Below are 24,786 nucleotides of genomic sequence, written 5' to 3'. Positions count from 1 at the left end.
AGACGCCCGGGGGACGGCGCCGGCCTCTACAGCGCCATGAGGATGGCGCTGATAGCCCCCAAACCCGGCGCTATTCGCCGGGTTTCCAGCCGTTGACGATCGGATAGCGTCGATCGCGGCCGAAGCCTCTGAGCGTCACGCGGACGCCCACCGGCGCCTGGCGACGCTTGTACTCGTTGCGATCGACCAGTTTGACCACCCGATAGACATCCTCGGCCTCGAACCCGGCCGCCACGATCGCTTCGGCGCTCATGTCGCCCTCGATATAGCGCTCGAGGATACCGTCGAGCACGTCGTAACCCGGCAGCGAGTCGCTATCCTGCTGATCCGGGGCCAGCTCCGCCGACGGCGGGCGCGTGATGACGCGTTCGGGGATGGCGGGCTCCTGGAGATTGCGCCAGCGTGCCAGGCGATAGACCCAGCTTTTGTAGACATCCTTGAGCGCGTTGTAGCCACCCACCATGTCGCCGTAGAGCGTGGCGTAGCCCACCGCCATCTCGCTCTTGTTGCCAGTGGTCTGGACCATCAGGCCCTTCTTGTTGGAGATTGCCATCAGCAGTACGCCGCGCACGCGGGACTGCAGGTTCTCCTCGGTGGTATCGGCGTCGAGGCCGTCGAAGCTTTCGGCGAGCGTCGCGCTGAAAGCCTCGACCATCGGCGCGATCGGCATCACTTCATAACCCACCCCGAGCATCCGCGCCTGCTCGGCGGCGTCCGCCTGCGAGATCTCGGCGGTGTAGTGGTAGGGCATCATCACCGCGTGGACCCGATCCGGGCCCAGTGCATCGACGGCAATCGCCAGTGACAGCGCCGAGTCGATACCGCCGGAAAGCCCCATCACCACGCCTTGAAAGCCGCTCTTGTTGACGTAGTCGCGCAGCCCGGTCACCAGCGCGCAGTAGAGGTTCTCCTCGCTCTCGGGCAGCGGTTCGCGCTCCCCGGCCTGCGGCCGCCATTGGCCATTCGCCGGCGTGAAACGCACCGGCATCAGCCCCGCCTGCCAGAACGGCGCCCTCACCGCGACCTCACCGCTGGCTTCCAGCACCAGCGAACCGCCGTCGAAGACCAGCTCATCCTGACCGCCGATGGCGTTGACGTAGACCAACGGTTTGGCGACCTCGCGGGCGCGCTCGGCGAAGAGGCGCTCACGCTCGGCTGGCTTGTCGAGATGAAACGGCGAGGCGTTGAGCGTGACCAGAATATCCGCGTCTGCCGCTGCGGCCTGGCGCACCGGCGCACCGTCCCAGAGATCCTCACAGATCAGGACACCGAGGCGGGCCCCCTGATGCTCGATCACCAGCGGCGTCCCACCCGGCTCGAAGTAGCGATCCTCGTCGAACACTTGATAGTTGGGCAGGGCCTGCTTGGCGTACTCTCCGAGCCAGTGCCCGCCCAGCAGCGCGCCGGCGAGATTGTAGCGCTGGCCGTCGCGCATGCCGGGATAGCCGATCAGCACCAGCGTCTCGGGGGCGAACCTGGCGATCTTATCGGCCATCCGTGTCAGCGCCTGCTGGAGTCGCGACTCCATTGCGCTGCGCAGCAGCAGATCCTCCGGCGGGTAGCCGGTCAGGAACAGCTCGCTGAAGACGACCACATCGGCGCCGTGCTCGATGCGCGCCTCGCGTACGGCTTCGATGGCGGCCGCGGCGTTACCGTCGATATCGCCGACCAGCGGATCGAGCTGTGCCATTACCAGAGTGAGATCTTGCATGGGACGATTCGTCTCCCGGCTAAGGATCGTTGTAGGCCTTGAAGGCACCCATTTTCGCGCAAGGGCCCCAGCGTGGCAAAACGGGACGGCTAGATCGGCGAGGACCCCGCCAGCGCCCGCTGATAAGGCAGGGGATCGACGATGGGCTCGCACCCGATGAGCTGGTCGACGAGCAGCCGGGTCGAGGCCGGTGCCAGCACGAGGCCATTGCGGTAGTGCCCGGCATTGACGTGCAGCCCCTCGAGACCCGGCACGGCACCGATCATCGGCACGCCGTCGGGTGAACCCGGGCGCAGCCCGGCCCAGTGGTGCTCCACCTCGCACTCGGCGAGCCCGGGAACGATCGACAGGGCGCTGGCGTACAGCGAATCCCGCGCCTCGCGGGTGGTGCGCTTGTCGAACCCGACCTCCTCGAGCGTCGACCCCGCCAGCACCCGGCCATCACCCCGCGGAATCACGTAGCGGCCATCCTTGAGGATCACCCGCTCGACCAGTCCCGGCGGCGTCCTGAAGAGGATCATCTGGCCCCGGACCGGGCGTATCGGCAGCGCCACGCCAACGCTCTCCAGCAGCGACCGTGACCACGCCCCGGCGCAGACCACCGTCTGCCCGCCCAGGACGGGCCCACCGGCGGTGTCGACGCCGATGACGCGTTCACCCTCGCGCAAGAGCCCGCGGACCTCTCGCCCCTCGAGACACTCGACGCCGGGCATCGTCGCGAGGCGCGCCCGCAGGGCTTTGCCCAGCCGCGGATTGCGGATACTGCCGAGCGTCGGCATCCAGAGCGCACTGTCGAACCCCGGTGCGGCGTTAGGCGCCTTGGCATAAAGCGTTCTGGCGTCGACCCGCGACAGCGGCTTGGCGACCTCTCTGGCCCAGGCGAGCGCGTCGCCGACGTCGTCCACCCGCAGATAGAGCAGCCCCTTCTGGCGAAACTCCGGGTCGATGCCGGTCTCTTCGAGCAGGCGACCGGCCAGCTCGGGGTAGCGGCCTTCCGACCAGCTGGAGAGCGCCGAGATCGGGCGGCTGTAGCGCCAGGGGTAGAGGGGCGAAACGATACCGCCGCCCGCCCAGGAGGCCTCCCGACCGCACACGCCGCGCTCGATCAGCGTGACCGTATGGCCGGCATCACCCAGCTGAAGCGCCGTCATCATGCCGATCACGCCGCCACCCACGATCAAGAAATCCTGCATACCGTCGATATCCCTGCAAATGTATGAGTTTATCACTCGTCCCTGCCCCGGACCTCGACATGCCCTGCGACAGCGCCGCGCGCCCCACGCCTCGACTCTCTTTGCGCCCCACGCGCCGCCTCTCTTGGCGCCCTGAGCACCAACTCTTTGCGCCCTCCGGTTGCGCCCGCGGGCGCTCGATGCGCGTCGCCCCCGGTGCCCGGTGTCGCGTTCCCGTCCGCGGCCAGCAAGGCTTTACGCTGATGGAGATGCTGGTCGTCGTGGCCATTCTGGCGATCGTCTCGATGATCGGTTTCTCGACCTATGGCTGGATCGACAGGGAGCGCCTGGAAAGCGAGACGGTGGCACTCCAGCAGCGTCTGGAAGCCGTCAAGCAGCTCACCACGAGTACGCGCCGCGGCTGGCGGCTCTGCGCCCTCGACGCGCAACAGCAGGCGTGTGCCAGCGAGTGGAGCCAGGGTTACTACTGGAATGTCGCACAGGGCGACTCACGGCGACTCAAGGGGAGCCACCGCGTCTTTGGCGTGTCGATAGACTGGAACCGGGGCAGCTCGATCACCTTCAGCCCCGAACCCTGGAAGATGCATACGCTGCTGGGCACGTTCACCCTTTGCAACGACGCCGGCCGCAATACGTTGACGATCAGCGACAGCGGCCGCGTCAAGCTCACCCGCGACGTCGAGCCCGATACCGACTGCGCGATCTAGCGCCGGGTCTCCCGATCGGCCTGTCGCGCCGCGGGCGTCGGGAAGGGGCGATCGATGTCTCGACACGTCTCCACCCGACTGCCCGGGCGTTCGCGATCCAGATAACGTTGCATCGCCTCGGGCGCCTCAGCCGCCCGCTCGAGCTGGATATGGCGGACCTCGAGCGTGCCGTCAGCCCGGGTGATCAGACATTTCTGCGCCGCGGCCTGGGCGGTCAACGCCACACTCCAGAGACCCAAAGCCCAGACCGCCATCACTCTCGTCGTCATGGCTGCATCTCCGTGCCATTGAGAATCCGCCCGCTCTCGCCGGCATCGTCGAGCCATAGCACGCCATCGCGAACCTGAACCGTCCCTTCGCGCGGCGTGGCCGTCAGTCGTAGCGTTTGTGCCCCCGCATCACCGCAGCCCGCCTGCGTGCCACAGCGCGCCAACTGGTAGAAGTCGTTGCCGGTCTCGACGCCGAGCGCCTCGAGGCTGCCGCTGTGGTACTGCAGGTACTGCCCGTAGTAGGCCTGCTGACGGGCCATCGCACCGTGCAGCAGCGCCATGCCGTCGGCGCGCCGCGTGCGCTGCAGATACTGCTGATACAACGGGATGGCGATCGACGCCAGGATCCCCACGATGGCGACCACGATAATCAGCTCGATCAGCGTCATGCCTGTCTGTCGTCTCACGTCCCTGCCTCCGTCGTCTCGTACCAGTAACTTCGCGTCGCCCGGAAGGGAAACGACAGCCCGTTGCCCTCACCCCGCTGCGAGGGGTCGACCAGCGCTTCGAGATCCGCCGCGCCGATCCCCTGCAGATAGAGCTCGCTGCCGCGAATCAACAACGCGGGCCGCCCCAGCAGATAGGCGCCTGCCTCCACGGCGCGCCCCTCACGGACATCGTCGACGTCGCGGCTGACATAGCGCCCGGCCGCCGCGGTGCGCAGATCGACCCCGAAGAGATAGCTTCGCCCCACCACCGGGATACAGATCGACTCGGGCTCGTCGGGCACATAGGCCGAGAAGTAGGCGACGCCGTCGAGGGTGACGCTCGCCGACAGCACCTTCGCCCCCGGGAGATCCAGCGTGTAGCCGCCGTTAAGGAAGAGCTTCCAGCCCGCGGCGTCAGCCCAGACGTTGCGGCATGCCGTGGCGGCATTCGGCTCGGCATCGCGCTCGCAGAAGGCGTCGGACGTGACATCGCTGAGCCACTTGGCCTGGATGACCGATGCCTCGATGCCCCGGTCGCGGACCGCGAAGAAGGCGTCCGCGACCGGGGCGCTCTGGGCCCCCTCACCGCCGGCCTTCGGGTTGGCCCGGTCGCCGCTGCCCACCAGCAGCAGATCGACGACCTCGCCGCCGTCAGCCAGGGTGACGAAATCGACGCTGTTGAAGAAGCGTCGATTGTTGACGCCCTGACCACCGAGTTCGGCCACCTTTTGGATCTTCCAGCCATCGGCGGCAACGCTCGGGTCGAGATCGAGCCGCCACAGATCGCCGCCAACGTCCGCGAGATAGATGCGGTCGGCGATGCCATCACTGTCGTCGTCGACCACCGTCGGCGAGGCGGCAATGGCGTGCGGGAACGGTGTCTGGCGAAAGTGCGCGGGGGTCGTCGGGTCGGCGCGAAACACAAGCGCCCCGGTCAACGCATCGACGATGTAGAGCGCACGGCCCTGATCGTCGCCGACGTGACTGCCCCGCGCGGGGTCGTCGCGACCGGGGTCGTAGCCGCCGGCGATGACGAAGACGGGGCCCTCGTGGCCGGGCACCCGCGTCGGCATCGGCGTCCCCCAGGTCTGGCCCAGCTCGGTGAAGGCCCCCTCCGGCGAGAGCGTCCACGCCAGTGTCGGCGTCTCGGGATCGGTCACGTCGAGCGCGTAGTAGTGCCGGCCGCCGCGGCGCTGGCCAAAGACCAGCAGCATGCGATCCCCATCGGCGCCGCGAATGCGTCCGTCGCGGTTGGCATCGATTCGCACATAGGCGGGTGGCGAGTCGAGGCCGTAGGGGTGCTGCAGCGTCTCCTCGGAGGCGGTGACCGGCACGTTCTCGCGCAGGGTCCGGTGCAGCGCGGTCAGCGACTCCGGCGTAAAGCTCCACTGCTCCTCGCCGCTATCGCCATCGACGAAATGCAGAAACCCCGCGTTGGTGCCGAATGCCAGGTAGAGCTTGCCATCGCCGGTCGCCTCGGCGTCGGTGGTTGCCCCGTAATTGAGTGCGATCGGGTCGGCATGGAGGATGTCGCCCATCAGCCAGGGGCGGGCCTCCTGACGCACCTCGTTGCCGTTCTCGTCGTCGCGATCGGCGCCTCGCGCCCAGCGGATGAGATCCGTGATCGAGGCGTCATCGCTGTCGGCGGGCAGCCCCCATTTCTCCGGTGGCTCTACGGCCAGGTCGGCGTCGAACGGCGTCAGCCGGCCCTGACGATCGGTGAAGATTCGCCGACCGTCACTGCCGCCCGCTTTCAGCGCCTCGTCGACACGCTGGCGCAGCAGGCCACCGATGCCGCCGGCCTCGACGTCGTTACCATCCGGGGCGTCCAACGCCTGCGCGTCACTCCACCAGGTAAAGGCGCTGTCGCGAATATCGCCGGTCGTGGCATTGAAGGCGGGATTGCCGCGCACGTCGCGCCACTGCTGCTGGGCGACGAACTGCAGCCGCTTGACGTTGCCACTCCAGCGCGGCTCGTTGCGGGGCAGAAAACGCGGCAGATAGAGCCGGTCGAGACTCTGGGCGTTGGTGGTGAAGGCCGCCGACACCGCTGGCGCCGAGAAGGTGGTGCTCCGCGACAGAATGTCGTCGATCGCCACCTGGAAGGCGCTCTGTAGCTGTTCAGCGTCGTCGGCGGTGAAGTAGCCGACACAGGCGTCGTCACCATGAAAGCGAGTGCGGTGGCGCGTCACCGGGCATTGCTGTGAGCCGATATTCAACGGCGAGGCGGTATCGACGAGCAGCTGCTGATCGGTATCGAAGCCGATGGTGTAGGTCGTGACCGGGCCCTGCTCCACCTCGCGCCCTGCACTGTCACGACCGCTGAACGTCCCGAGCTGGCTCAGGTAGTACGCCAGCTCGGGCATGCAGTTCTGCGCTTCCCCCGACAGGGTGTCGGCCGCCGAATACCGTTGACACGCCGCGTTGCCATCCCGCTCCCCGCGCACAAGGTCACGGATCGCGTCGTTGGCGGCGGTGTCGAAGTTGGGCGTGCCATCGGTCATGTAGATGAGATAGAGCGGCTCGCAGGGCCGTAGCGGGGAGACATACTCCCCGTCGGCGATCGCCTCCGGGCTGTAACCGAGATTGCGGTCGTTGCGGCTCTGAGGTTTCGTGCCGTATAGCGGTGGCAAACCCTTGAAATAGCGAAAGACCTCATAGTAGGTCTCGCATAACGGCGTCGTGGTCACCGGGCGCAGGGCTGCCAGCGTATCGAGCAGCGCCTGGCGCTGCGTCTCGGTGCCGGCCCCCCGCTTGCCGGGCAAGGGATAGACGATGCGGCCGCCGTCCGGCGCGGTTTCATAGTTGTCGTTGAAGATCGACAGGCCAAAATCGACCTGCGGGTTGCCGCTCACCAGGTTGGCAATGACCGAGCGGGCAATATCGATCTTCGTCGTCTCGACGCCATCCTCGGAGATGACATCCTGCATGCTGACGGAAGTATCGAAGATGATCATCACCTGGGGCTGGCCGCTGCGACTCTCGATATCGTAGAGACTGCGGTAGATATCGGTATCGTCGCCGAGTGCCGCGGTCGCCAGCAGCAGAAGCACGAGAGACGCAACCGGGCACAGACGCCTACGCAGCCACTGGAAAGTCGCGTTCATGGAAACACGCCCGCCCGGCCGTCACCGCCGGAGACGATGTTGGGCGTCTCGATCAGCAGACCATAGACCTGTTGGCTGGCGCTGGTCTCAGCCGTCGCCTCGGTGGCATCGCCCTCGGCCGCCCAACCACGAAGCTCAATCGCAAAGCAGCTACCGCTGGAGAACCCGGTAACCTGACAGGCGTATCCGGCCCGCAGCAGCGCCGTCTCCAGGCAGAGACTCGAGGACACACCGCCGCCGGCACGGCGGCAGCTCTTGTCACTGTCGATATCGCCACCGTTGGGGTTGGCCATACCCGCCTCGGCGTCGCCTGGCGGGGCCGAGTCGAGCAGGGTCGCGAACAGCGAGTCGCGATCGCGCGAGGCCTCGAGCAGGACGCCGTTGACCGCCTGGAACTGTTGCCGGGCGTGCTGATAGCCGGCGCTTTCACGACTCTGAGCGCCGATCAGGGCACCGACACCGGCTGCCATGACGCCCAGCAGCAGCAGAAAGACGAGACTCATCAGCAGCACGGCGCCGCGCTGGTTCGTCGGCCCGACGTCGGTTGGGTATCGCGGGGTCGCTTCAGTCATCGATCACTCCGCTGAGGTGCATCTCCAACGGCACCAGAAAGCGGATCGTGCGATAGCGCCGTCCGGGGCGCGTCTCGATCTGGCGTCCGTCGATAAGGGGGTAGCGTCGCGCGTCGCGGTAGCCGGCCGGTGCACTCGTCGATACCAGCGCGTCGACCTCGATGCCGGCCACGCTCGGCATATCGCCCGGGAGGAGTTCGTCGATTGCCGCCGTGCCTTCGGCGCTGCCGTCCCGGTCGGTATCGACGGCCCAGCGGAAGGCGAGCGCCTCGACGCCCTTGAGCACTTCATGGCTTTTGGTCAAACCGCCGCCCAGCAGCACCCGCCGCCACAGGGCGGGTTCGCCATCGTCGTCGTGGCGCAAATAGTAGAGGCTGCCGCCGTAGCGCCAGCGATCTCGCGCAGGGTCGGCATTGACCGGCCCCTCGGCGCCCAGCGCCTCACCGAACACGATGGTCGGATAGAAGCTCTCGATCACTGGCTTGCCACTGCAGTCAGCGGCGGCGCAGTTCTCGGCAGCATAGCGAACGGCCAGGTAGGTCTGATCCGCCAGCGCCTCGTCGAGGCTGCAGCCCTGGGGAGGTTGCATCGAGGCCCAGATCCCGCGCGGCTGATCCGGTGGGGCGTCTGCAGTACGCCCGAACGCGAAAGCCCCGTCGCAGTCGCCGTCGATGGCGACCTTACCGCTTCGCGGGGCGTCGGCAGGGACCCGGCCCCAGAAGTCGGCGCGGCGAAGCTCGTAATCGAGATGGTCGTGCAGCAACCGCACGCAGTCGACGAGCGCCGTGCGGTCACGGTAGTCACGCACGCCGCTGGCAGCGGCGAGATAGACCCGCGAGATCGCGAGAATCATGATCGAGCCGATGGCGAGTGCGATCAGCAGCTCGATGAGCGTCATGCCCCGCTGTGCCCGTCGCCCACGGGCCCCGCCAAGCCTCATTCGGCCACCGGCGAGGTCAAGCGGACCCAGCGACGATACGCCGGACCGTCACTGTCGCCCGCGCCGTCGGTCACGCAGGCGGGCACGCTGTCGGGCGTGGGCAGTGCCATCCGCACGCGCCAGACCACCGTCACCGACGCCGTCGGGGGGCTGATATCGGTGCAGACGCTCAGCCCGGGAATCGCGTAGCGCGAGTACCAGTCGTCGCCCCACCCTTCGAGTGACAGCCGGGTGTCGCCGCTCGCACCGCCAGCGCCCACGTCACCTGCGACACCGCCAGGGGCATAGTGACCCGCCAGGGCGTGGCGCTCGGCACTGTCCCGCAGCTTGATTCGCTCGAGCAGATCCTCCGCCATGATCACGGCCAGTGAGCGGTAGCCCGCTTCGGCGCCGAGGCGCGCCTGCTGTGCCAGCAGGGTTGCCGTGCCGAGCAGGCCAACGCTGAACACCACGAGGGCGACGAGCACTTCGATCAGGGAGAGGCCGCGCTGATGGATTGGGCCAGAACGACACTGGGACACACCTGGCTCCGCCAAGGGCCGCCCAGAAGAAGACGGCCGACCGGGTCGAACCGCCGGGCAGCGCCCGGCGGTTACATTTAATTACCCTGTATCGGCCATAGAGGAGAGGAGTTTAGGACGGGATCACACTTCGCTGACGATGACCTGCTCGCGCAGCTCCCGCGGCATGGAGAACGTGATGGTTTCCGGGCGGCCGTCGAGCTCTTCGGGCGGGGCAGCGCCGAGGGATTCGAGCTTGGCGATGACCCCCTTCACCAGCACCTCGGGCGCGCTGGCGCCGGCGGTGATGCCGATGCGCTGAATCCCCGCCAGCCAGTCGGCCTCGATCTGCTCGGCGTCATCGATCAGATAGGCCGGCGTGCCCATCCGCTCGGAGAGCTCGCGCAGCCGATTGGAGTTGGAGCTGTTGACGCTACCGACGACCAGCACCACATCGGCGCTGTCGGCGAGCTCACGCACCGCATCCTGACGGTTCTGCGTGGCGTAGCAGATGTCGTCCTTGCGCGGCCCCTGAATCTCGGGGAAGTGCTCGCGCAGCGTGTCGATCACCTTGGCGGTGTCATCCATGGAGAGCGTGGTCTGGGTGACGAAAGCCAGCCGGGACGGATCGCGCACCTGGAGATTCGCGGCGTCTTCCTCGTCCTCGACGAGATAGATGGCACCGCCATGGCGGGTGTCGTAGCGCCCCATGGTGCCCTCGACCTCAGGGTGTCCGGCGTGGCCGATCAGGATGCACTCCTGCCCGCGCTTGGCGTAGCGCAGAACTTCCATGTGGACCTTGGTCACCAGCGGGCAGGTGGCGTCGAAGATCTTCAGCCCTCGCCGCTCGGCCTCCTCTTCGACTGCCTGGGAGACACCATGAGCGGAGAAGATCACGAGCACATCGTCCGGCACCTCGTCGAGCTCCTCGACGAAGATGGCGCCACGCTCGCGCAGGCTGTCGACGACGAAACGGTTGTGGACAACTTCATGGCGCACGTAGACCGGCGGCCCGAAAACATCGAGCGCGCGGTTGACGATGTCGATGGCGCGATCGACGCCGGCGCAGAAACCGCGCGGGTTGGCCAGCTTGATTTGCAGAGGGGCGGACATAGGAACCTCGCGCTTGGCGCTGCTCAGTGTGTGGTTGCCGGGCGCACGTCGATGATCTCGACTTCGAAGGTCAGGGTACGCCCCGCCAGCGGATGATTGAAGTCCACATCGACGTGACGCTCGTCGACGCTTGCGATCACGCCGGGCAGTTCGCCGCCGGCGGGGTCGGCGAACGACATCATCGTGCCGGGCTCGACCGTCTCTTCGAAACTGTCCCGCGGCAGGCGCTGCACGTTCTGCGGGTTGTGCTGGCCGAAGGCGTGCTCCGGCGTAATGTCGTAGCTGCCCTGCTCGCCGGCAGCCAGGCCCTTCATCGGCGCCTCGAAACCCGGCGGCAGGTTGCCGTCGCCGACCTGAAACGTCGCCGGCTGTTTGTCACGGGTCGAGTCGACGACTTCGCCATCCTCGAGCTTGACGGTGAAGTGGAGCGTCACCTCCATGCCGTCGTCGACGCGATACGTCTCGTTCGTCTCGTCAGTGTTCATGGCTGCTCCTCATGCGCCGCGCGCTGCCTGTCGCGGCGCGACTCGAATAGTGACTGCAGGATCAGGCCGACGGCGCCCAGCGTAATGGCGGTGTCGGCCAGATTGAAGGCGGGAAAGTAGTAGCCGCCCCAGTGAAACGACAGATAGTCGACCACGTAGCCGTGGGCGAGGCGATCGTACAGATTGCCGATAGCCCCACCGATGACCAGCGCCAGCGATACCGCGGCCAGGGTCTCGCCGCGTCTGAGTCGGGTCAGCCATACCGTCAGGCCAACGCTCGCGCCGATGGCGATAAGCGCGAAGAACCAGCGCTGCCAGCCGGCGTGCTCGGCGAGAAAGCTGAACGCCGCACCGGTATTGTGCAAAAGCGTCAGGTTGAAGACCGGCAGCACCTCGAGCGGCCTGGCGTAGGTCAGGTTGGCGCTCGCCAGCCCCTTGAACCCGAGATCGAGCACGATCACCGCCAGCGAGAGCAGCAGCCACCGCAGCGGCTGGCGCATCGGCGGCTCGCCCTCGGCGCCACGCTGCGCATCGATATCAGGCAAAGCGGCGCACCTCTCCCGGGCCATCCGGCAGGTTGGCAATGGAGCGCGCGGAGAGCGTCGGATGCTCGGCATCGGCCCCCACGTCCGGACGCCGCTCCCAGCTACGCTCGTCTTTATCATACGGACTCAGTCGCACGGCCACCTTCAGCCCCTCGAACTCGGTCTCCTTGGCGTCTTGCGCCTCGGCGAGCGGCGCCAGGCGCGCCTCCGAGGTAATCAGCACAAAGCGCAACTCGTCCTCGAAGCGCGACAGCAGCGCGTGCAGCGCGTCGCTGACGTAGAGGGTCACTTCGCTGTCCAGCGCACCCTTGATGACCCCCTCGTTACGTGCGGCCTCCAGCCGGCCGTTGACCGCGTGCTTGACCTCGATCACGCGATCCCAGAATTCGCGGCCCATGGCGGCGTCTTCCGGCAGGGTCGAGAGACCGTCGTAATAGGTTTCGAGCAGCACGCTCTCGCCGCGCTCGCCGGGGATGTTCTCGAAGATCTCTTCGGCCGTGAACGAGAGGATCGGGGCGATCCAGCGGGAGAGCGCCTCGACGATATGGTAAAGCGCCGTCTGGCAGCTGCGCCGCGCCAGCGAGTCCGACTGGGTCGTGTACTGACGGTCCTTGATGATGTCGAGATAGAACCCGCCCATGTCGCGGGCGCAGAAGTCGTGCACCTGCTGGTAGACGTCGCGGAAGCGGTAGTCGGCGTAGGCGCGTTCGATACGCGCCTGGAGTACCGCGGCACGATCCACCGCCCAGCGGTCCAGCGCCAGCATGTCGTCGAAGGCGACGCTGTGGCTCGCCGGGTCGAAGCCGGTGAGGTTGCCGAGCAGAAAGCGCGACGTGTTGCGAATCCGCCGGTAGACATCCGCGGTGCGCTTCAGGATCTCGTCCGACACCGCCATCTCGCCGGAGTAGTCAGTGGAAGCGACCCACAGGCGAAGGATGTCGGCACCGAGCTTGTCCATCACCTGCTGCGGCGCGACCACGTTGCCGAGCGACTTGGACATCTTGCGGCCCTTCTCATCGACGGTGAAGCCGTGGGTGAGCAGCGCCTTGTAGGGCGGGTGGCCGTCGATGGCGCTGCCGGTCAGCAGCGACGAATGGAACCAGCCGCGATGCTGATCCGAGCCCTCGAGGTAGAGATCCGCGCGGGGACCGGTGTCGTGGCCGAGCGAATGCGAGCCGCGCAGCACGTGCCAGTGGGTGGTGCCGGAGTCGAACCAGACATCCAGGGTATCGCTGACCTTCTCGTAGTCGGCCGCCTCGTCGCCCAGCAGCTCGCTGGGATCGAGATCGAACCAGGCGTCGATGCCGCGCTGTTCGACACGCTCGGCGACGGCTTCCATCAGCTCGACGGTGCGAGGATGCAGCTCGCCGCTCGCCCGATGCAGGAAGAACGGAATCGGCACGCCCCAGTTGCGCTGGCGCGAGATGCACCAGTCCGGACGATTGGCGATCATCGAGTGCAGTCGCGCCTTGCCCCAGGCCGGAATGAAGTCGGTCGCCTCGACGCCGGCCAGTGCCGTTTCACGCAGCGTACGCCCGTCTTCACCCTTACGATCCATGCCGACGAACCACTGGGCGGTGGCGCGATAGATGACCGGTGACTTGTGTCGCCAGCAGTGCATGTAGCTGTGGTTGATCCGCTCGTGGCCGAGCAGCGCGTTCGCGTCATTCAGCGCGGTCACGATCTGCGGATTGGCCTTCCAGATCATCTGCCCGCCGAAAAGTGCCAGGTCATCGGCGTAGACGCCGTTGCTCTGCACCGGGTTGAGGATCTCATCGAAGCTCATGCCGTAGGCGCGGCAGGTGACGAAGTCATCCTCACCGTAGGCCGGCGCCGAGTGGACGATACCGGTACCCGCGCCGAGCTCGACGTAGTCGGCGAGATAGACCGGCGAGCGCCGATCGAAACCAGCGTCGCTCACGGCGAGCGGGTGGCGAAAGGCCAGTCGTTCGAGCGCGGTGCCCGGGGCGGTGGCGACGACGGTGCCGCTCAGCTCGAAGCGCTCGAGGCAGCTTTCGACCAGCTCTTCGGCGAGCAGCAGCAGGCGCTCGCCGGTATCGACCAGCGCGTAGGTGAATTCCGGGTGGACGTTGAGCGCCTGGTTGGCGGGGATCGTCCAGGGCGTGGTGGTCCAGATCACCGCGGCGGCGGGCTGGGTCAGCGCCTCGAGACCGAAGGCCGCAGCGAGCCCGGCGTCATCCGCACTGGGGAACGCCACGTCGATGGCATCGGACTGCTTGTCCTGATACTCGACTTCGGCTTCCGCCAGCGCGGAACCGCAATCGAAGCACCAGTTGACCGGCTTTAACCCCTTGAAGACGAAGCCGCCCTTGACCATCTCCGCCAGCGCCCGGATTTCGCCGGCCTCGTTGGCGAAGTTCATGGTCAGGTAGGGGTGATCCCAGTCGCCCTGGACGCCGAGCCGCACGAACCCTTCCTTCTGCACCTCGACCTGGGCGCTGGCGTAGTCGCGGCAGAGCGCCCGCGCCTCGCCCGCCGGCAGATGCTTGCCGTGGGTCGTCTCGACCTTGTGCTCGATCGGCAGGCCATGGCAGTCCCAGCCCGGCACGTAGGGCGCGTCGAAGCCGGCGAGGTTCTTGGACTTGACGATGAAGTCCTTGAGCAACTTGTTGACCGCGTGGCCGATGTGAATGCTGCCGTTGGCGTACGGAGGGCCGTCGTGGAGCACGAACCGCTCACGCCCGGCGCGAGATTCACGCAGCCGGGCGTAGAGGTTCATGTCGTTCCACTGGGCGATCCGGCCCGGCTCCCGCGCCGGCAGATTGCCGCGCATGGGAAAGTCGGTGGAAGGCAGATTCAGCGTGTGCTTGTAGTCGCTCATGATGTTTTCGATTCGCTCAAGGCTGTTGTCGTCGGTCCGCTCGGGGCTCTCGCCAGCGGCCCGCTCAAGGCTGTTGTCGTCGACTCGCGCGACGCCGCGGTCATTCGCTCGGCGCCAAATCCGAATGAGACGTGTCAAAGGCGAGCGGCGCCGAGGCGAGCGGGAAGCGCGCCAGCGGGTAGCTCGGCAGTCGCGGCTCGTGACGTGCGGCGGCGTCGTCCGCTGCCGCGATCGGATCGCCCGACGGCGACACGCAAGCGTCGGACAGCGCTGCCGGATCATGCGGCGAGCCGCTGGCCTCGGCGAAGTAACGCCGGGCGTCGTCGAGGTCGCGGTGAATCTGATCGACGAGGGCATCGAAGGCGTCGAACTTCACCTCGCCACGCAGTCGCGCGCAGGGAACGACCGTCAATGACTCGCCGTAGAGTTCGACCCGGCGGTCGAGCAGGTGCACTTCCAGCAGCGCCCGCTCGGCGCCCACCGTGGGACGCCAGCCGATATTGGCCACGCCCGCCGCCCACTCGCCATCGGGCAGGCGCGTGGCACAGGCGAAGACCCCGCGCATCGCCAGCGGCCAGCGCGGCAGCGGCACGTTCGCCGTCGGCACGCCGATGGTGCGACCGAGCTGCTGATCGCGCACCACCCGGCCGCGATAGGCGTAGGGTCGGCCCAGCATCCGCGCGGCCTGGCGGAAATTGCCGCTCGCCAGCAGGGTCCGCACCCGAGTACTCGAGACCCGCTCGTCGTCGATGGCAAACGTCCGCGTGTGCTCCACGGCAAAGCCGCTCTCGCGACCGACCGTCTGCAGCAACGCGAAGTCACCGGCACGATCGCAGCCGAAGCGAAAGTCATCGCCGACCACCAGATGGCGGACTCGCAGGCCGTCGATCAGTACCCGCTGGATGAACTCTCGCGCGGTCAGACTACGCAGGGCATCGTTGAACGGCAGGCAGAGCACACGATCGGCACCGAAGGCGTCGAGAAGCTCGACCTTGTCGCGCAGCCGCGTCAGCCGAGGCGGCGCCTGCTCGCCGGCGAAATACTCCCGCGGCTGCGGCTCGAAGATGACCACCGTCAATGGGAGATCGGCCGCGCGGGAGAGCGCCTTGAGCTGCTCGAGAATCGCCTGATGACCGAGATGCACGCCATCGAAATTGCCGATGGTCGCCACGCAGCCGCCGCGCGGCAGTGCCGTCTCGGGGGATGCACTGCTCAGATTGTGCAGGCCTCGGATCAGTTCCATACCGACTCGCCGTAGGTAAAGTCCAACAGTATAACCAAGGCGCTCTCCCCTATCAGCCGCCGCGACGCGTCGTTCGCACGGCACGCACAGTATCGTTCGCTACGTTGTTGACGGCGGTATCAGCCGCGCAGGCTGAAGTGTCGCAGACGGACGCCACTCGCCGCGAGCCAGGCGAAGTAGAGACTCGCCCCACCGACGACCAGCGCGAGCAGCACGCCGACGCGCTCGAGCGCGCCCCACGCGAGCCACTGGTGCCATTCGGGACAGAACCACCAGAGGCCGGCCCCCATCAACGCACAGCCGCCCAGCACCTGGATCGCGTAGCGCCCCCAGCCCGGCTGGAACTGCAGCACGCCCTCGCGACGCAGTCCGGCCGCCAGCAGCCCCGCGTTGAGAAACGCCGACAGCGCCGTCGCCAGCGCCAGCCCAGCGTGGGCCAGCGGGACGATCAGCGCCAGGTTCATCACCATGTTGGCGAACATCGCCACGATGCCGATCTTCACCGGCGTCTTGGTGTCCTGACGCGCGAAGAACCCCGGCGCCAGCACCTTGATCAGCATGAACGCCAGCAGTCCCAGGGCGTAGGCCCGCAGGCTACGCGCTGCCATCACCACATCGTGATCGGTCATCGCGCCGTAGTGGAACAGACTCACCAGTAGGGGCTCAGCGAGCAGCATCAGCGCCAGCGCCGCCGGCAGGCCGATCAGCAGCACCATCCGCAGCGCCCAGTCGAGCATTCGCCCGAAGTGCTCGCGGGACTGCTCGGCGTGGCGCTTGGAAAGCGCCGGCAGGATCACCGTGGCGATGGCGATACCAAAGACCCCGAGCGGCAGCTCCACCAGACGATCGGAGTAATAGAGCCAGGAGACGCTGCCCGAGACCAGAAAGGAGGCGAGTACGGTGTCCAGCAGCAGATTGATCTGCGACACCGAGACACCGAAGAGCGCTGGCGTCATCAGCCTCAGAATTCGCCGCACGCCGGGGTGCTGGAAGTTCGGCCATGGCCGCGGCGCCAGGCCGAGACGCACCAGAAACGGGAGCTGAAACACCAGCTGCGCCGCGCCGGCGATCAGCACGCCCCAGGCGAGCCCCAGCGCCGGATCGCTCATCTGCGGTGTTAGCCAGAGCGCCGCGCCGATCAGGCTGATGTTCAGCAGGACCGGCGTAAAGGCCGGGATCGCGAAGCGCTCCCAGGTATTGAGCACGCTCCCGGCGAAAGCGGTCAGCGAGATCAGCAGCAGATAGGGGAAGGTGAGCCTGAGCATGTCCGCCGTCAGTGCCAGCTTCCCGGGATCGGACTGAAACCCCGGCGCGAAGAGCCACACCAGCCACGGCGCGGCGGCGATGGCGGCGGCGGTGATGAGTGCCAGCACCACCGCGAGGCTGCCGGAGACGGCGTCGAGCAGCTCACGCACCTCGGCGCGGGTGCGGTTCGTGGCGTATTCCGAGAGGACCGGCACAAAGGCCTGGTTGAACGCGCCCTCGGCGAAGAGCCGACGCATGAAGTTGGGGATCTTGAAGGCCACGAAGAACGCATCCGCGCCGCTGCCCGCGCCGAGCAGCGCGGCGATCACCACGTCCCGCGCCAGCCCCAGCACTCGCGACAGCAGGGTCATCGTGCTGACCACCATGCCGGAGCGCAGCAGGCCGCTGCGGCTCACCGGCGTCGCGGAACCGCCGGTGCCCGCCTCGGCGACGGCGTCGCGCTTGGCGGTATTCTCGCTCATGGCGCCGCTCGACTCGCGGTCATCGCCCGACTCTTTCATATCCTGCGCCTTCCCCCGTCTCGCGCCGCCAGTGACGGTCATCACCGTCTCGGTCTGTATCGTCGAACGTCAAGACGCCTCGCCGCACGCGACTACGGCGCGAGAATGACGGATACAAAAAAACCGGCCGAAGCCGGTTTTTTCATCAAACGCGTCCGGCTTAGGCAGCCAGCGCCTTGATGCGCTTGTTCAGACGGCTCTTGATGCGGGCCGCCTTGCGCTTGGAGAGCGCGTCCTTGTCGGCGATGCGGTCGATGACCGGCTGCGCGGCCTTGAACTCGCTGTTGGCCTGAGCCTGGTCGCCGGATTGGATCGCCTTGATCACGCGCTTGATGTAAGTGCGGACCATGGAACGCTGACTTGCGTTGTGAACGCGACGCTCTTCTGCCTGACGTGCGCGCTTACGCGCCTGCTTGGTATTCGCCACCGTCGACTCCTTGGAGATGTTGACAGTAATTCTGTAAGTTAAATCACCCGAGCCGCTCGAAACCGCTACCGGGCGCTCTGAATGATGAGGCCGAATCTTCCTATCGCGCCTGAAAACGCAACGAATTCAAGTCGCGACGACCGTCGCCTGCGGGACAGATCACCCCGGGCAGAACAGTCTTTTACGGGCCGTGTCTGAGAGGATGCCGGATTCTATCACAGCCGATCGCGCCAAAACCAGTGGTGGCGCGCCTTGCGCCGCCACCGCGGGCCGCGACTCAGAGCACGACCAGGTTGTCGCGATGGATCAGCTCGGCGGCCTCGACATAGCCGAGGATCTCGCCGATACGCTGACTCGGCTGGCCCAGCAGGCGAGCCGTATCTCGGCTGTCGTAATTGACCAGTCCCTTGGCGACGCGCGCGCCCTGCTCATCGACACAGAGCACCATGTCACCCCGCTTGAACTCACCCTGAACGCCCCTCACGCCCACCGGCAGCAGACTCGACCCCTGGGATCGCAGCACCTCGACGGCGCCGGCATCGAGGGTGAGCGTACCGCGCACCTGCAGCTGCCCGGCGAGCCAGCGCTTGCGCGCCGCCATCGGCGCATGGTCGGGATGCAGTAGCGTGCCGAGGGTTTCACCGTCGAGCAGACGTGTCATCACGTCCTTCTGCCGCCCGCTGGCGATGGTCGTCAACGCCCCGGAGCGAGCGGCGAGACGGGCAGCGCGCAGCTTGGTGGCCATGCCACCACGACCGAGCGCACCGCCACCGCCCGCCACTGCATCGAGCGTGGTGTCGTCGGCGCGGGCCTGAGGTATCAGGCGCGCATCGGGATTGCCGCGGGGATCGGCATCGAAGAGGCCTTCCTGATCGGTGAGGATCAGCAGCGCGTCCGCTTCGAGCAGATTGGCGACCAGCGCGCCGAGGGTGTCGTTGTCGCCGAAACGGATCTCGTCGGTCACCACGGTGTCGTTTTCGTTGATCACCGGGACCACGCCCAGCGACATCAGCGTGCGCAGTGCCGAGCGGGCGTTGAGATAGCGCTTGCGGTTGGAGAGGTCGTCGTGGGTCAGCAGTATCTGAGCGCTACGCAGCCCGTGACGGGCAAAGTGCGTCTCGTAGCACTGGGAGAGGCCGCTCTGGCCCACGGCAGCGGCGGCCTGGAGCTCGTGGACCGAGCTCGGCCGCGTGTGCCAGCCGAGTCGTACCATGCCCTCGGCGATCGACCCGGAGGAGACCAGCACCACTTCGATGCCGTGCCGGTGCAGCGCCGCCATCTGGTCCACCCAGGCCCCGATCGCCGCGTCGTCGAGCCCGCGACCGTCGTTGGTCAGCAGCGCACTGCCGATCTTGACCACAACGCGCTTCGCGCGCGCCAGCACCTGCCTTTCCCACGCCGCTTCCACCGTCATGTCGTCCTCTTCGCTCAACCGCCCGCTTCGCGCCATCGCCCCGCGCCACCGATGCTGCCATCCGCCGCTAGCGGGTGTACTCGACCTCGACATCGTGATCGTCGTCATCGTCGTCGAGCTCGTCCTCGACCACTTCGCCGCGCTTGACCCGCAGCCGCGCCTGGTGCGCCTCGACGCGGGCGACGGATTCCGACTCCATCCGCTCGCGCATCTCGCGCTCGTACTCGGCGACCGCCTCGTCGTCGTGTTCGAGCTGACGACGCTCAGTAAGCCAGCGGTGGGCCGCCTGACTCAGCACATCGGTCCCGTCACCGGAAATTGCCGAAATGCGAAAGACCGGGCCCTGCCAGTCGAGTCGCTCGAGTATGTCGGCGACGCGCGCTTCCCGCTCGGCCTCGGGGATCAGATCGAGCTTGTTGATCACCAGCCAGCGCGGCAGCTCGGCGAGCGTCTCCGAGAACCCTTCGAGCTCGCCGGCAATGGCCTCGACGGCGGCAACCGGGTCGGATTCATCGAAGGGCGCGGCGTCGACCACGTGAAGCAGCAGCCGCGTGCGCGTCAGGTGCTTGAGAAAGCGAAGCCCCAGGCCGGCGCCATCCGAGGCGCCCTCGATCAGCCCGGGCACATCGGCCATCACGAAGTGCTCGTGAGTTCCCAGCTTCACCACCCCAAGGTTCGGCACCAGCGTGGTGAAGGGGTAGTTGGCGACCTTGGGCTTGGCCGCGGAGACCGCGCGAATCAGCGTCGACTTGCCCGCATTGGGCATGCCCAGCAGACCGACGTCAGCCATCACCTTCATCTCCAGGCGCAGCCGGCGGCGCTCACCGTCGGTCCCCGTCGTGGTGCGACGCGGCGAACGGTTGGTCGAGGACTTGAAGTGAATATTGCCGAGCCCGCGGCGACCGCCCTGAGCGACCAGCACGACCTGACCCTCGGCGGTGACATCGGCGATCACCTCCAGCGTGTCCTCGTCGATGACGGTGGTACCCACCGGCACTTTGACGTGGAGATCCTCGCCCATGCGGCCGCTCATCTGGCGGCCCTGGCCGGGCTGGCCGTTCGGCGCCTTGTAGAAGCGCTGGAACTTGAAGTCGATCAGCGTGTTCAGCGACTCGTCGCCGATCAGGTAGACGCTGCCCCCGTGGCCGCCGTCGCCGCCATCGGGGCCGCCACGCGGCACGAACTTCTCACGCCGAAAACTGAGGCAACCATTGCCACCCCGGCCGGCTTCGACGGTAATCGATGTTTCGTCGACGAACTGCATGTCTCTCTCCCGGCGGCGGCTGGCCGCTCGTGTCAGACCTGGCGATGGTCGCGCTGACGCGAGCATCGAAGAGCCGAACGCTCACGCAGGGCTCGGCTTGCGGTGAGCCCTGCCGAATCGCGTCGCGATCCACGCCGACTCACGATCGACCTTCTGGATACGAAAAAGCCCCGCCTGAGCGGGGCTTTTTCAAGCACTGTTCGTAAGGTCTCAGGCGGAGACTACGCTCACGAACTTGCGGTTCTTCGGACCTTTCTGTTCGAACTTGATGACGCCGTCATTCAGGGCGAACAGGGTGTGGTCCTTGCCGATGCCAACGCCAGCGCCGGCGTGGAACTTGGTGCCACGCTGACGAACGATGATGTTGCCGGCGATGGCTTTCTGTCCACCGAACAGCTTGACACCTAGGCGTTTTGACTCGGAATCGCGACCATTACGCGTACTACCGGCGGCCTTCTTGTGAGCCATGCTGAAACCCTCTCTGTCTGGGGAATGTCCCGCTTACGCGGAGATTCCGGTGATCTTGACTTCAGTGAACCACTGGCGGTGGCCCTGACGCTTCATCGAGTGCTTGCGGCGACGGAACTTGATGATGTGAACCTTTTCGCCACGGCCGTGAGATACGATCTCAGCGGACACTTTTGCACCTTCCAACAGCGGCGCGCCAAGCTTGACGTCGTCACCGTCGGCAACCAGCAGAACCTGGTCAAATTCCAGGGTCTCACCGGTCGCGATCTCGAGCTTCTCGAGCTTGAGAGTCTGGCCTTCCTGAACGCGGTACTGCTTACCGCCACTCTTGATTACAGCGTACATAACCGTCTCCGGGAGCTCATCGGGGTTGGTGCTCTTCGTCGGCCTGCGGCGAGTGGTGCCCCTTTTGGCAACCATCTGACAGGGAGCGTGACGAGCTGGGTCGCGGATTATAGCGATAGACGCAAACCAAGGCAAGCCGCGACTGGCGCCGGCTTGACGCACTTTGAGCCGCCACCTAGCATAGCTTGTTCGGACCGCCCCGCGCGTTTTCGAATCACTTCGCGCCACTACCGCCTTCTGCGGCCCCGGCCGGTATCGAGCCGCCCACCCGATTCTGTGACAAGCCGACCATGCAATCCAACGCTGAATCCCTTCATGCATCGGTGGCTGAAGATTTCGCCGCCGTCAATCGCACGATCCTCGATCAACTGGCGTCGCGCATTCCTCTGGTCGAAACCATCGGACAGTACATCATCGAGAGCGGGGGCAAGCGCCTGCGGCCGCTACTGGTACTGCTGGCGGCCCGCGCGCTCGGCTATCCCGACGCGTCGGATACGTCGGGCGACAAGCACATCCGGCTCGCCACGCTGATCGAGTTCATGCACACCTCGACGCTGCTGCACGACGACGTCGTCGACGAGTCCAGCCGCCGTCGCGGCAAGGCGACCGCCAACGACACCTGGGGCAACGCACCCTCGGTGCTGGTGGGCGACTTTCTCTACTCGCGGTCGTTCCAGATGATGGTCGAGGTCGGCTCGATGCCGATCATGGAGGTGCTTTCCGGCGCCACTTGCCTCATCGCCGAGGGCGAGGTCCAGCAGCTGACCAATATCGGCAACGCGGATATCGAGGAGTCGGACTACTTCGACACCATCCAGGGCAAGACGGCGATGCTGTTCGAAGCGGCCTCCCACTGCGGGGCCATCCTCGCCGGCGCCAGCGCCGAGCAGGAGGAAGCGCTCAAGCTCTACGGGCGTTATCTCGGCATGGCGTTCCAGCTCATCGACGACCTGCTCGACTATCAGGGCGACGCCAAGGCGATGGGCAAGAACGTGGGTGACGATCTCGCCGAGGGCAAGCCGACGCTGCCGCTGATCCATGCCATGCGTCACGGGACGCCGGCGCAGGCGACGCTGATCCGGCAGGCGATCGCCGATGGCGGGCTCGACAACCTCGAGGAGGTGCTCGCCGTGGTCCGCGAGACCGGCGCGCTCGAGTACACGCAGCGTCGCGCCGAAGAGATGGCCGAGCTCGCCCGTGCCCAGCTCGAGACCCTCGCGCCGAGCGCCTACCGTGACAGCATGGAGACACTGACTCGCGCGGCCGTCGATCGCCGCGTCTGATCGCCAAGCCAGGGGGTGCGGAAATCACGCTTGCACACGCCGATTTCATCCGTATAATTCACCCCCGTCGAGTCACCGAGACCGACGAATCGGAATATAGCTCAGCTTGGTAGAGCGCTGCCTTCGGGAGGCAGAGGTCGTAGGTTCGAATCCTGCTATTCCGACCACCGAATCGATAAAAACGCCCGTTTGGCCACAGCCAGACGGGCGTTTTTTTTGGCCGGGCTCCCTTGGCAGGGCTGCTGAGGCCGGCATGCGCCGAGCGCCTGACAGAGCGCTCGAAAGCGCCGATATCCCCAAAGACCAATGGGCCAATGGGCGCAGGCGCACTAGAGTCAAACCAGATGGCGCCATCGCGAGTCGACGCCTCACCGCACCGAGCCTGCGGCGGCCCTGGCCTGTTCATCCCACGCCACGCCACCCCTCGTCAGGCCCGCATCGAATGCAGGGAGACATGCCATGGCCACTTCGTTTCGCGCCGCTTGCCTTTCGCGCCGGCAGCCACGCTGCCTGGCTTGGCTGACACAGCGCCCGCCGGCGCTCGCATTGCCCCGACGTGCCTGGCCGCTGATTGCGCTGCTGCTCGGCCTGCTGATTGCCGGCGGTGCCGCCGCGCAGGACGCGCCGGCGTCACCGGATCAACCCGCCCCCTGGCCTGCCGCAGACATCGAGCAGTCCCAGCGCCAGTGCCGTGCCAACCTGACGGCCACCGGCATCGAAGGCCCCAAGGTCGAGCGCTACTGCAGCTGTGTCAGCGAGTCGCTGGAGGCGCGCTTCACCCCGGCAGAGGTCCGAAAGATGCAGCGCGAGCACGACCCCGGTGATGACGAGGAGACGCGTCCCCCCAAGCTCGCCAAGGCGCTCAATCAGTGCGCCGCGGTGCTCGAATCCCAGTGACACTGCCGTTAATGTCGAGTGAAAACCGAGACCTGCATCCAGCCGCCGGCAGGCCACGTAGTTCAAGGACGGTCACCGCACTGGCAAACGCGGCGTCACCGGCGGACAGGCCCCCGCGCCGCGCCGGGCGACATCCACTGTCCTAGGCGTGGTATCCGCCAGTTGGTACGCTCTGAGCCACCGCCGGTAAGCCGTGGGCGCCAGCGCGTCCGGCAGGGCCGAAAGACACCGATGAGCCAGGGATGGGTTGCTCGACGCCACCGGCGCCGAGGTGTACCGCTACATCGCGCCACCAGGAAGTGATCATGACCGCTTCAATTCAAGACCCGATTGCTGCACCGGACGACGAACTCACGTCGCTCAAGCAGACGCTGCAGCACCGTCTCGACCAGCTGATTCCGGCCGGTGGTGAACGCGATCTCGTCAGCGCCGCCATGCGCGACGGCGCCCTCGCTCCCGGCAAGCGCATTCGCCCCCTGCTGCTGATTCTCACCGCGCGCGATCTGGGATGCGATACCCATCACCCGGGTCTGCTCGATCTCGCCTGCGCCGTCGAGATGGTCCACGCCGCCTCATTGATGCTCGACGACATCCCCTGCATGGACGACGCTCAGCTTCGTCGCGGCCGACCCACGGTCCATCGTCAGTTCGGCGAGCACGTGGCGATCCTCGCGGCAGTGGCGCTTCTCAGCAACGCCTTCGGCGTGGTCTCTGCCGCCGAAGGCGTCGCGAGCGCCTCACGCAACGAAGCCGTCGCCGAGCTCTCTGCGGCCGTCGGTCTGCAGGGGCTGGTGCGCGGGCAGTTCCTGGATCTCAGCGAAGGCGAGGCGCCCCGCGACGAAGCGGACATCGCCAACACCAACGAGCTCAAGACCAGCATGCTCTTCAGCGCCACGCTGCAGATTGCTGCCATCGCCGCGGAGGCCTCACCCATGGTGCGCCAGCGCCTGCGGCATGTGGCCAAGGATCTGGGGCAGGCGTTCCAACTGCTCGACGACCTTGCCGACGGCCACACCGGCACCGGCAAGGACATCGATCAGGACCTCGGTAAATCCACGCTGGTCGCGACCCTCGGCGTCGACGCGGTTCACCAACGTCTGCGCGAGCATCTCGAGAGCGCCGATGACCACTTCCAGCACGCCTGCGGGCAGCGGGGCGCAACCCAGCGCTTCATGCACGCCTGGTTCGATCAGCAGCTGGCGAAATTGCACTAGATAGCCGATTCGGCGTCGTGTTGCTTGCGACCGATGCCACTCGCGCCGTCCCA

General features: G+C 66.6%; 23 protein-coding genes and 1 tRNA gene. 5 read left to right on the top strand and 19 right to left on the bottom strand.

Features of this window, described 5'->3' with window-relative positions; genetic code table 11:
- Positions 1-70: 70 nt before the first annotated feature.
- Both DOM41_RS15380 and thiO read right to left on the bottom strand, forming a co-directional pair.
- On the bottom strand, positions 71-1,711 hold the full coding sequence (locus DOM41_RS15380; protein ID WP_110687743.1) for an NAD+ synthase: 1,641 nt from the start codon (positions 1,709-1,711) through the stop codon (positions 71-73).
- An 89-nt stretch (positions 1,712-1,800) separates the two neighbouring features.
- Positions 1,801-2,904 carry a glycine oxidase ThiO gene (thiO, locus tag DOM41_RS15375; protein WP_110687742.1) on the bottom strand — a complete coding sequence of 368 codons (1,104 nt, stop codon included), beginning with the start codon at positions 2,902-2,904 and terminating at the stop codon, positions 1,801-1,803.
- Between the two features lie 179 nt (positions 2,905-3,083).
- On the opposite strand from thiO, the gene DOM41_RS15370 reads away from it, so the two are divergent.
- The gene (locus DOM41_RS15370; RefSeq protein ID WP_157956952.1) at positions 3,084-3,611 is read left to right on the top strand and encodes a GspH/FimT family pseudopilin; all 528 of its coding nucleotides are present in this window, start codon (positions 3,084-3,086) and stop codon (positions 3,609-3,611) included.
- Here DOM41_RS15370 and DOM41_RS15365 read toward each other — a convergent pair.
- From DOM41_RS15365 to rplU, 17 genes are all read right to left on the bottom strand, one after another.
- On the bottom strand, positions 3,608-3,880 hold the full coding sequence (locus tag DOM41_RS15365; protein WP_157956951.1) for a hypothetical protein: 273 nt from the start codon (positions 3,878-3,880) through the stop codon (positions 3,608-3,610). The two genes, DOM41_RS15370 and DOM41_RS15365, sit on opposite strands and share 4 nt — an antisense overlap.
- Positions 3,877-4,287 (bottom strand): type IV pilin protein, encoded by a 411-nt coding sequence (locus DOM41_RS15360; RefSeq protein ID WP_157956950.1) that lies wholly within the window; start codon positions 4,285-4,287, stop codon positions 3,877-3,879. The genes DOM41_RS15365 and DOM41_RS15360 overlap by 4 nt, the downstream gene beginning before the upstream one ends.
- Positions 4,284-7,415, bottom strand: coding sequence for a pilus assembly protein (locus DOM41_RS15355; RefSeq protein ID WP_110687738.1), 3,132 nt, complete (start codon positions 7,413-7,415; stop codon positions 4,284-4,286). Before DOM41_RS15355 ends, DOM41_RS15360 begins: the two co-directional genes overlap by 4 nt.
- A complete protein-coding gene (locus tag DOM41_RS15350; RefSeq protein WP_110687737.1) occupies positions 7,412-7,987 on the bottom strand; it encodes a hypothetical protein in 576 nt (191 codons plus the stop codon). Before DOM41_RS15350 ends, DOM41_RS15355 begins: the two co-directional genes overlap by 4 nt.
- Complete coding sequence (locus tag DOM41_RS15345; RefSeq protein ID WP_110687758.1) at positions 7,980-8,927, bottom strand: PilW family protein; 948 nt, start codon at positions 8,925-8,927, stop codon at positions 7,980-7,982. The genes DOM41_RS15350 and DOM41_RS15345 overlap by 8 nt, the downstream gene beginning before the upstream one ends.
- Entirely contained in the window at positions 8,924-9,448 is a 525-nt protein-coding gene (pilV, locus tag DOM41_RS15340) for a type IV pilus modification protein PilV (RefSeq protein ID WP_157956949.1), read from the bottom strand. Before pilV ends, DOM41_RS15345 begins: the two co-directional genes overlap by 4 nt.
- A gap of 123 nt (positions 9,449-9,571) precedes the next feature.
- Positions 9,572-10,540, bottom strand: a complete 969-nt coding sequence (gene ispH, locus DOM41_RS15335) for a 4-hydroxy-3-methylbut-2-enyl diphosphate reductase (RefSeq protein WP_110687735.1) — start codon at positions 10,538-10,540, stop codon at positions 9,572-9,574.
- 23 nt (positions 10,541-10,563) lie between these two features.
- Positions 10,564-11,025, bottom strand: coding sequence for an FKBP-type peptidyl-prolyl cis-trans isomerase (gene fkpB, locus DOM41_RS15330; RefSeq protein ID WP_110687734.1), 462 nt, complete (start codon positions 11,023-11,025; stop codon positions 10,564-10,566).
- On the bottom strand, positions 11,022-11,525 hold the full coding sequence (gene lspA / locus DOM41_RS15325; RefSeq protein WP_245391873.1) for a signal peptidase II: 504 nt from the start codon (positions 11,523-11,525) through the stop codon (positions 11,022-11,024). The genes fkpB and lspA overlap by 4 nt, the downstream gene beginning before the upstream one ends.
- A gap of 37 nt (positions 11,526-11,562) precedes the next feature.
- Positions 11,563-14,412, bottom strand: coding sequence for an isoleucine--tRNA ligase (ileS, locus tag DOM41_RS15320; protein WP_110687732.1), 2,850 nt, complete (start codon positions 14,410-14,412; stop codon positions 11,563-11,565).
- 100 nt (positions 14,413-14,512) lie between these two features.
- On the bottom strand, positions 14,513-15,655 hold the full coding sequence (ribF, locus tag DOM41_RS15315; protein WP_110687731.1) for a bifunctional riboflavin kinase/FAD synthetase: 1,143 nt from the start codon (positions 15,653-15,655) through the stop codon (positions 14,513-14,515).
- Positions 15,656-15,774: 119 nt separating this feature from the next.
- Positions 15,775-17,286: a murein biosynthesis integral membrane protein MurJ gene (gene murJ, locus DOM41_RS15310; RefSeq protein WP_245391872.1), complete on the bottom strand. Its 1,512-nt coding sequence runs from the start codon at positions 17,284-17,286 to the stop codon at positions 15,775-15,777.
- Positions 17,287-17,581: 295 nt separating this feature from the next.
- On the bottom strand, positions 17,582-17,848 hold the full coding sequence (gene rpsT, locus DOM41_RS15305; RefSeq protein WP_110669138.1) for a 30S ribosomal protein S20: 267 nt from the start codon (positions 17,846-17,848) through the stop codon (positions 17,582-17,584).
- A 277-nt stretch (positions 17,849-18,125) separates the two neighbouring features.
- Entirely contained in the window at positions 18,126-19,262 is a 1,137-nt protein-coding gene (gene proB, locus DOM41_RS15300) for a glutamate 5-kinase (RefSeq protein WP_110687730.1), read from the bottom strand.
- Between the two features lie 67 nt (positions 19,263-19,329).
- On the bottom strand, positions 19,330-20,526 hold the full coding sequence (gene cgtA, locus DOM41_RS15295; protein WP_110687729.1) for an Obg family GTPase CgtA: 1,197 nt from the start codon (positions 20,524-20,526) through the stop codon (positions 19,330-19,332).
- A gap of 210 nt (positions 20,527-20,736) precedes the next feature.
- Complete coding sequence (gene rpmA, locus DOM41_RS15290; protein ID WP_110669143.1) at positions 20,737-20,994, bottom strand: 50S ribosomal protein L27; 258 nt, start codon at positions 20,992-20,994, stop codon at positions 20,737-20,739.
- Between the two features lie 33 nt (positions 20,995-21,027).
- Positions 21,028-21,339 carry a 50S ribosomal protein L21 gene (rplU, locus tag DOM41_RS15285; protein ID WP_110687728.1) on the bottom strand — a complete coding sequence of 104 codons (312 nt, stop codon included), beginning with the start codon at positions 21,337-21,339 and terminating at the stop codon, positions 21,028-21,030.
- Positions 21,340-21,629: 290 nt separating this feature from the next.
- Between rplU and ispB the strand changes: the two genes are divergently transcribed.
- The 4 genes from ispB to DOM41_RS15265 all read left to right on the top strand — a co-directional run bounded on the left by ispB (position 21,630) and on the right by DOM41_RS15265 (position 24,733).
- On the top strand, positions 21,630-22,622 hold the full coding sequence (gene ispB, locus DOM41_RS15280; RefSeq protein WP_110687727.1) for an octaprenyl diphosphate synthase: 993 nt from the start codon (positions 21,630-21,632) through the stop codon (positions 22,620-22,622).
- Positions 22,623-22,712: 90 nt separating this feature from the next.
- Positions 22,713-22,789, top strand: a tRNA-Pro gene (locus DOM41_RS15275).
- A gap of 292 nt (positions 22,790-23,081) precedes the next feature.
- Positions 23,082-23,519, top strand: a complete 438-nt coding sequence (locus DOM41_RS15270; protein ID WP_110687726.1) for a hypothetical protein — start codon at positions 23,082-23,084, stop codon at positions 23,517-23,519.
- Positions 23,520-23,824: 305 nt separating this feature from the next.
- Positions 23,825-24,733, top strand: coding sequence for a polyprenyl synthetase family protein (locus DOM41_RS15265; RefSeq protein ID WP_110687725.1), 909 nt, complete (start codon positions 23,825-23,827; stop codon positions 24,731-24,733).
- Positions 24,734-24,786: the final 53 nt, after the last annotated feature.

The organism is Salinicola aestuarinus, assembly GCF_003206645.1.
Lineage (GTDB): Bacteria > Pseudomonadota > Gammaproteobacteria > Pseudomonadales > Halomonadaceae > Salinicola > Salinicola aestuarinus.
Note: the sequence above shows the minus strand (reverse complement) of the source record. Positions and strands in the feature narration are given on the sequence as shown.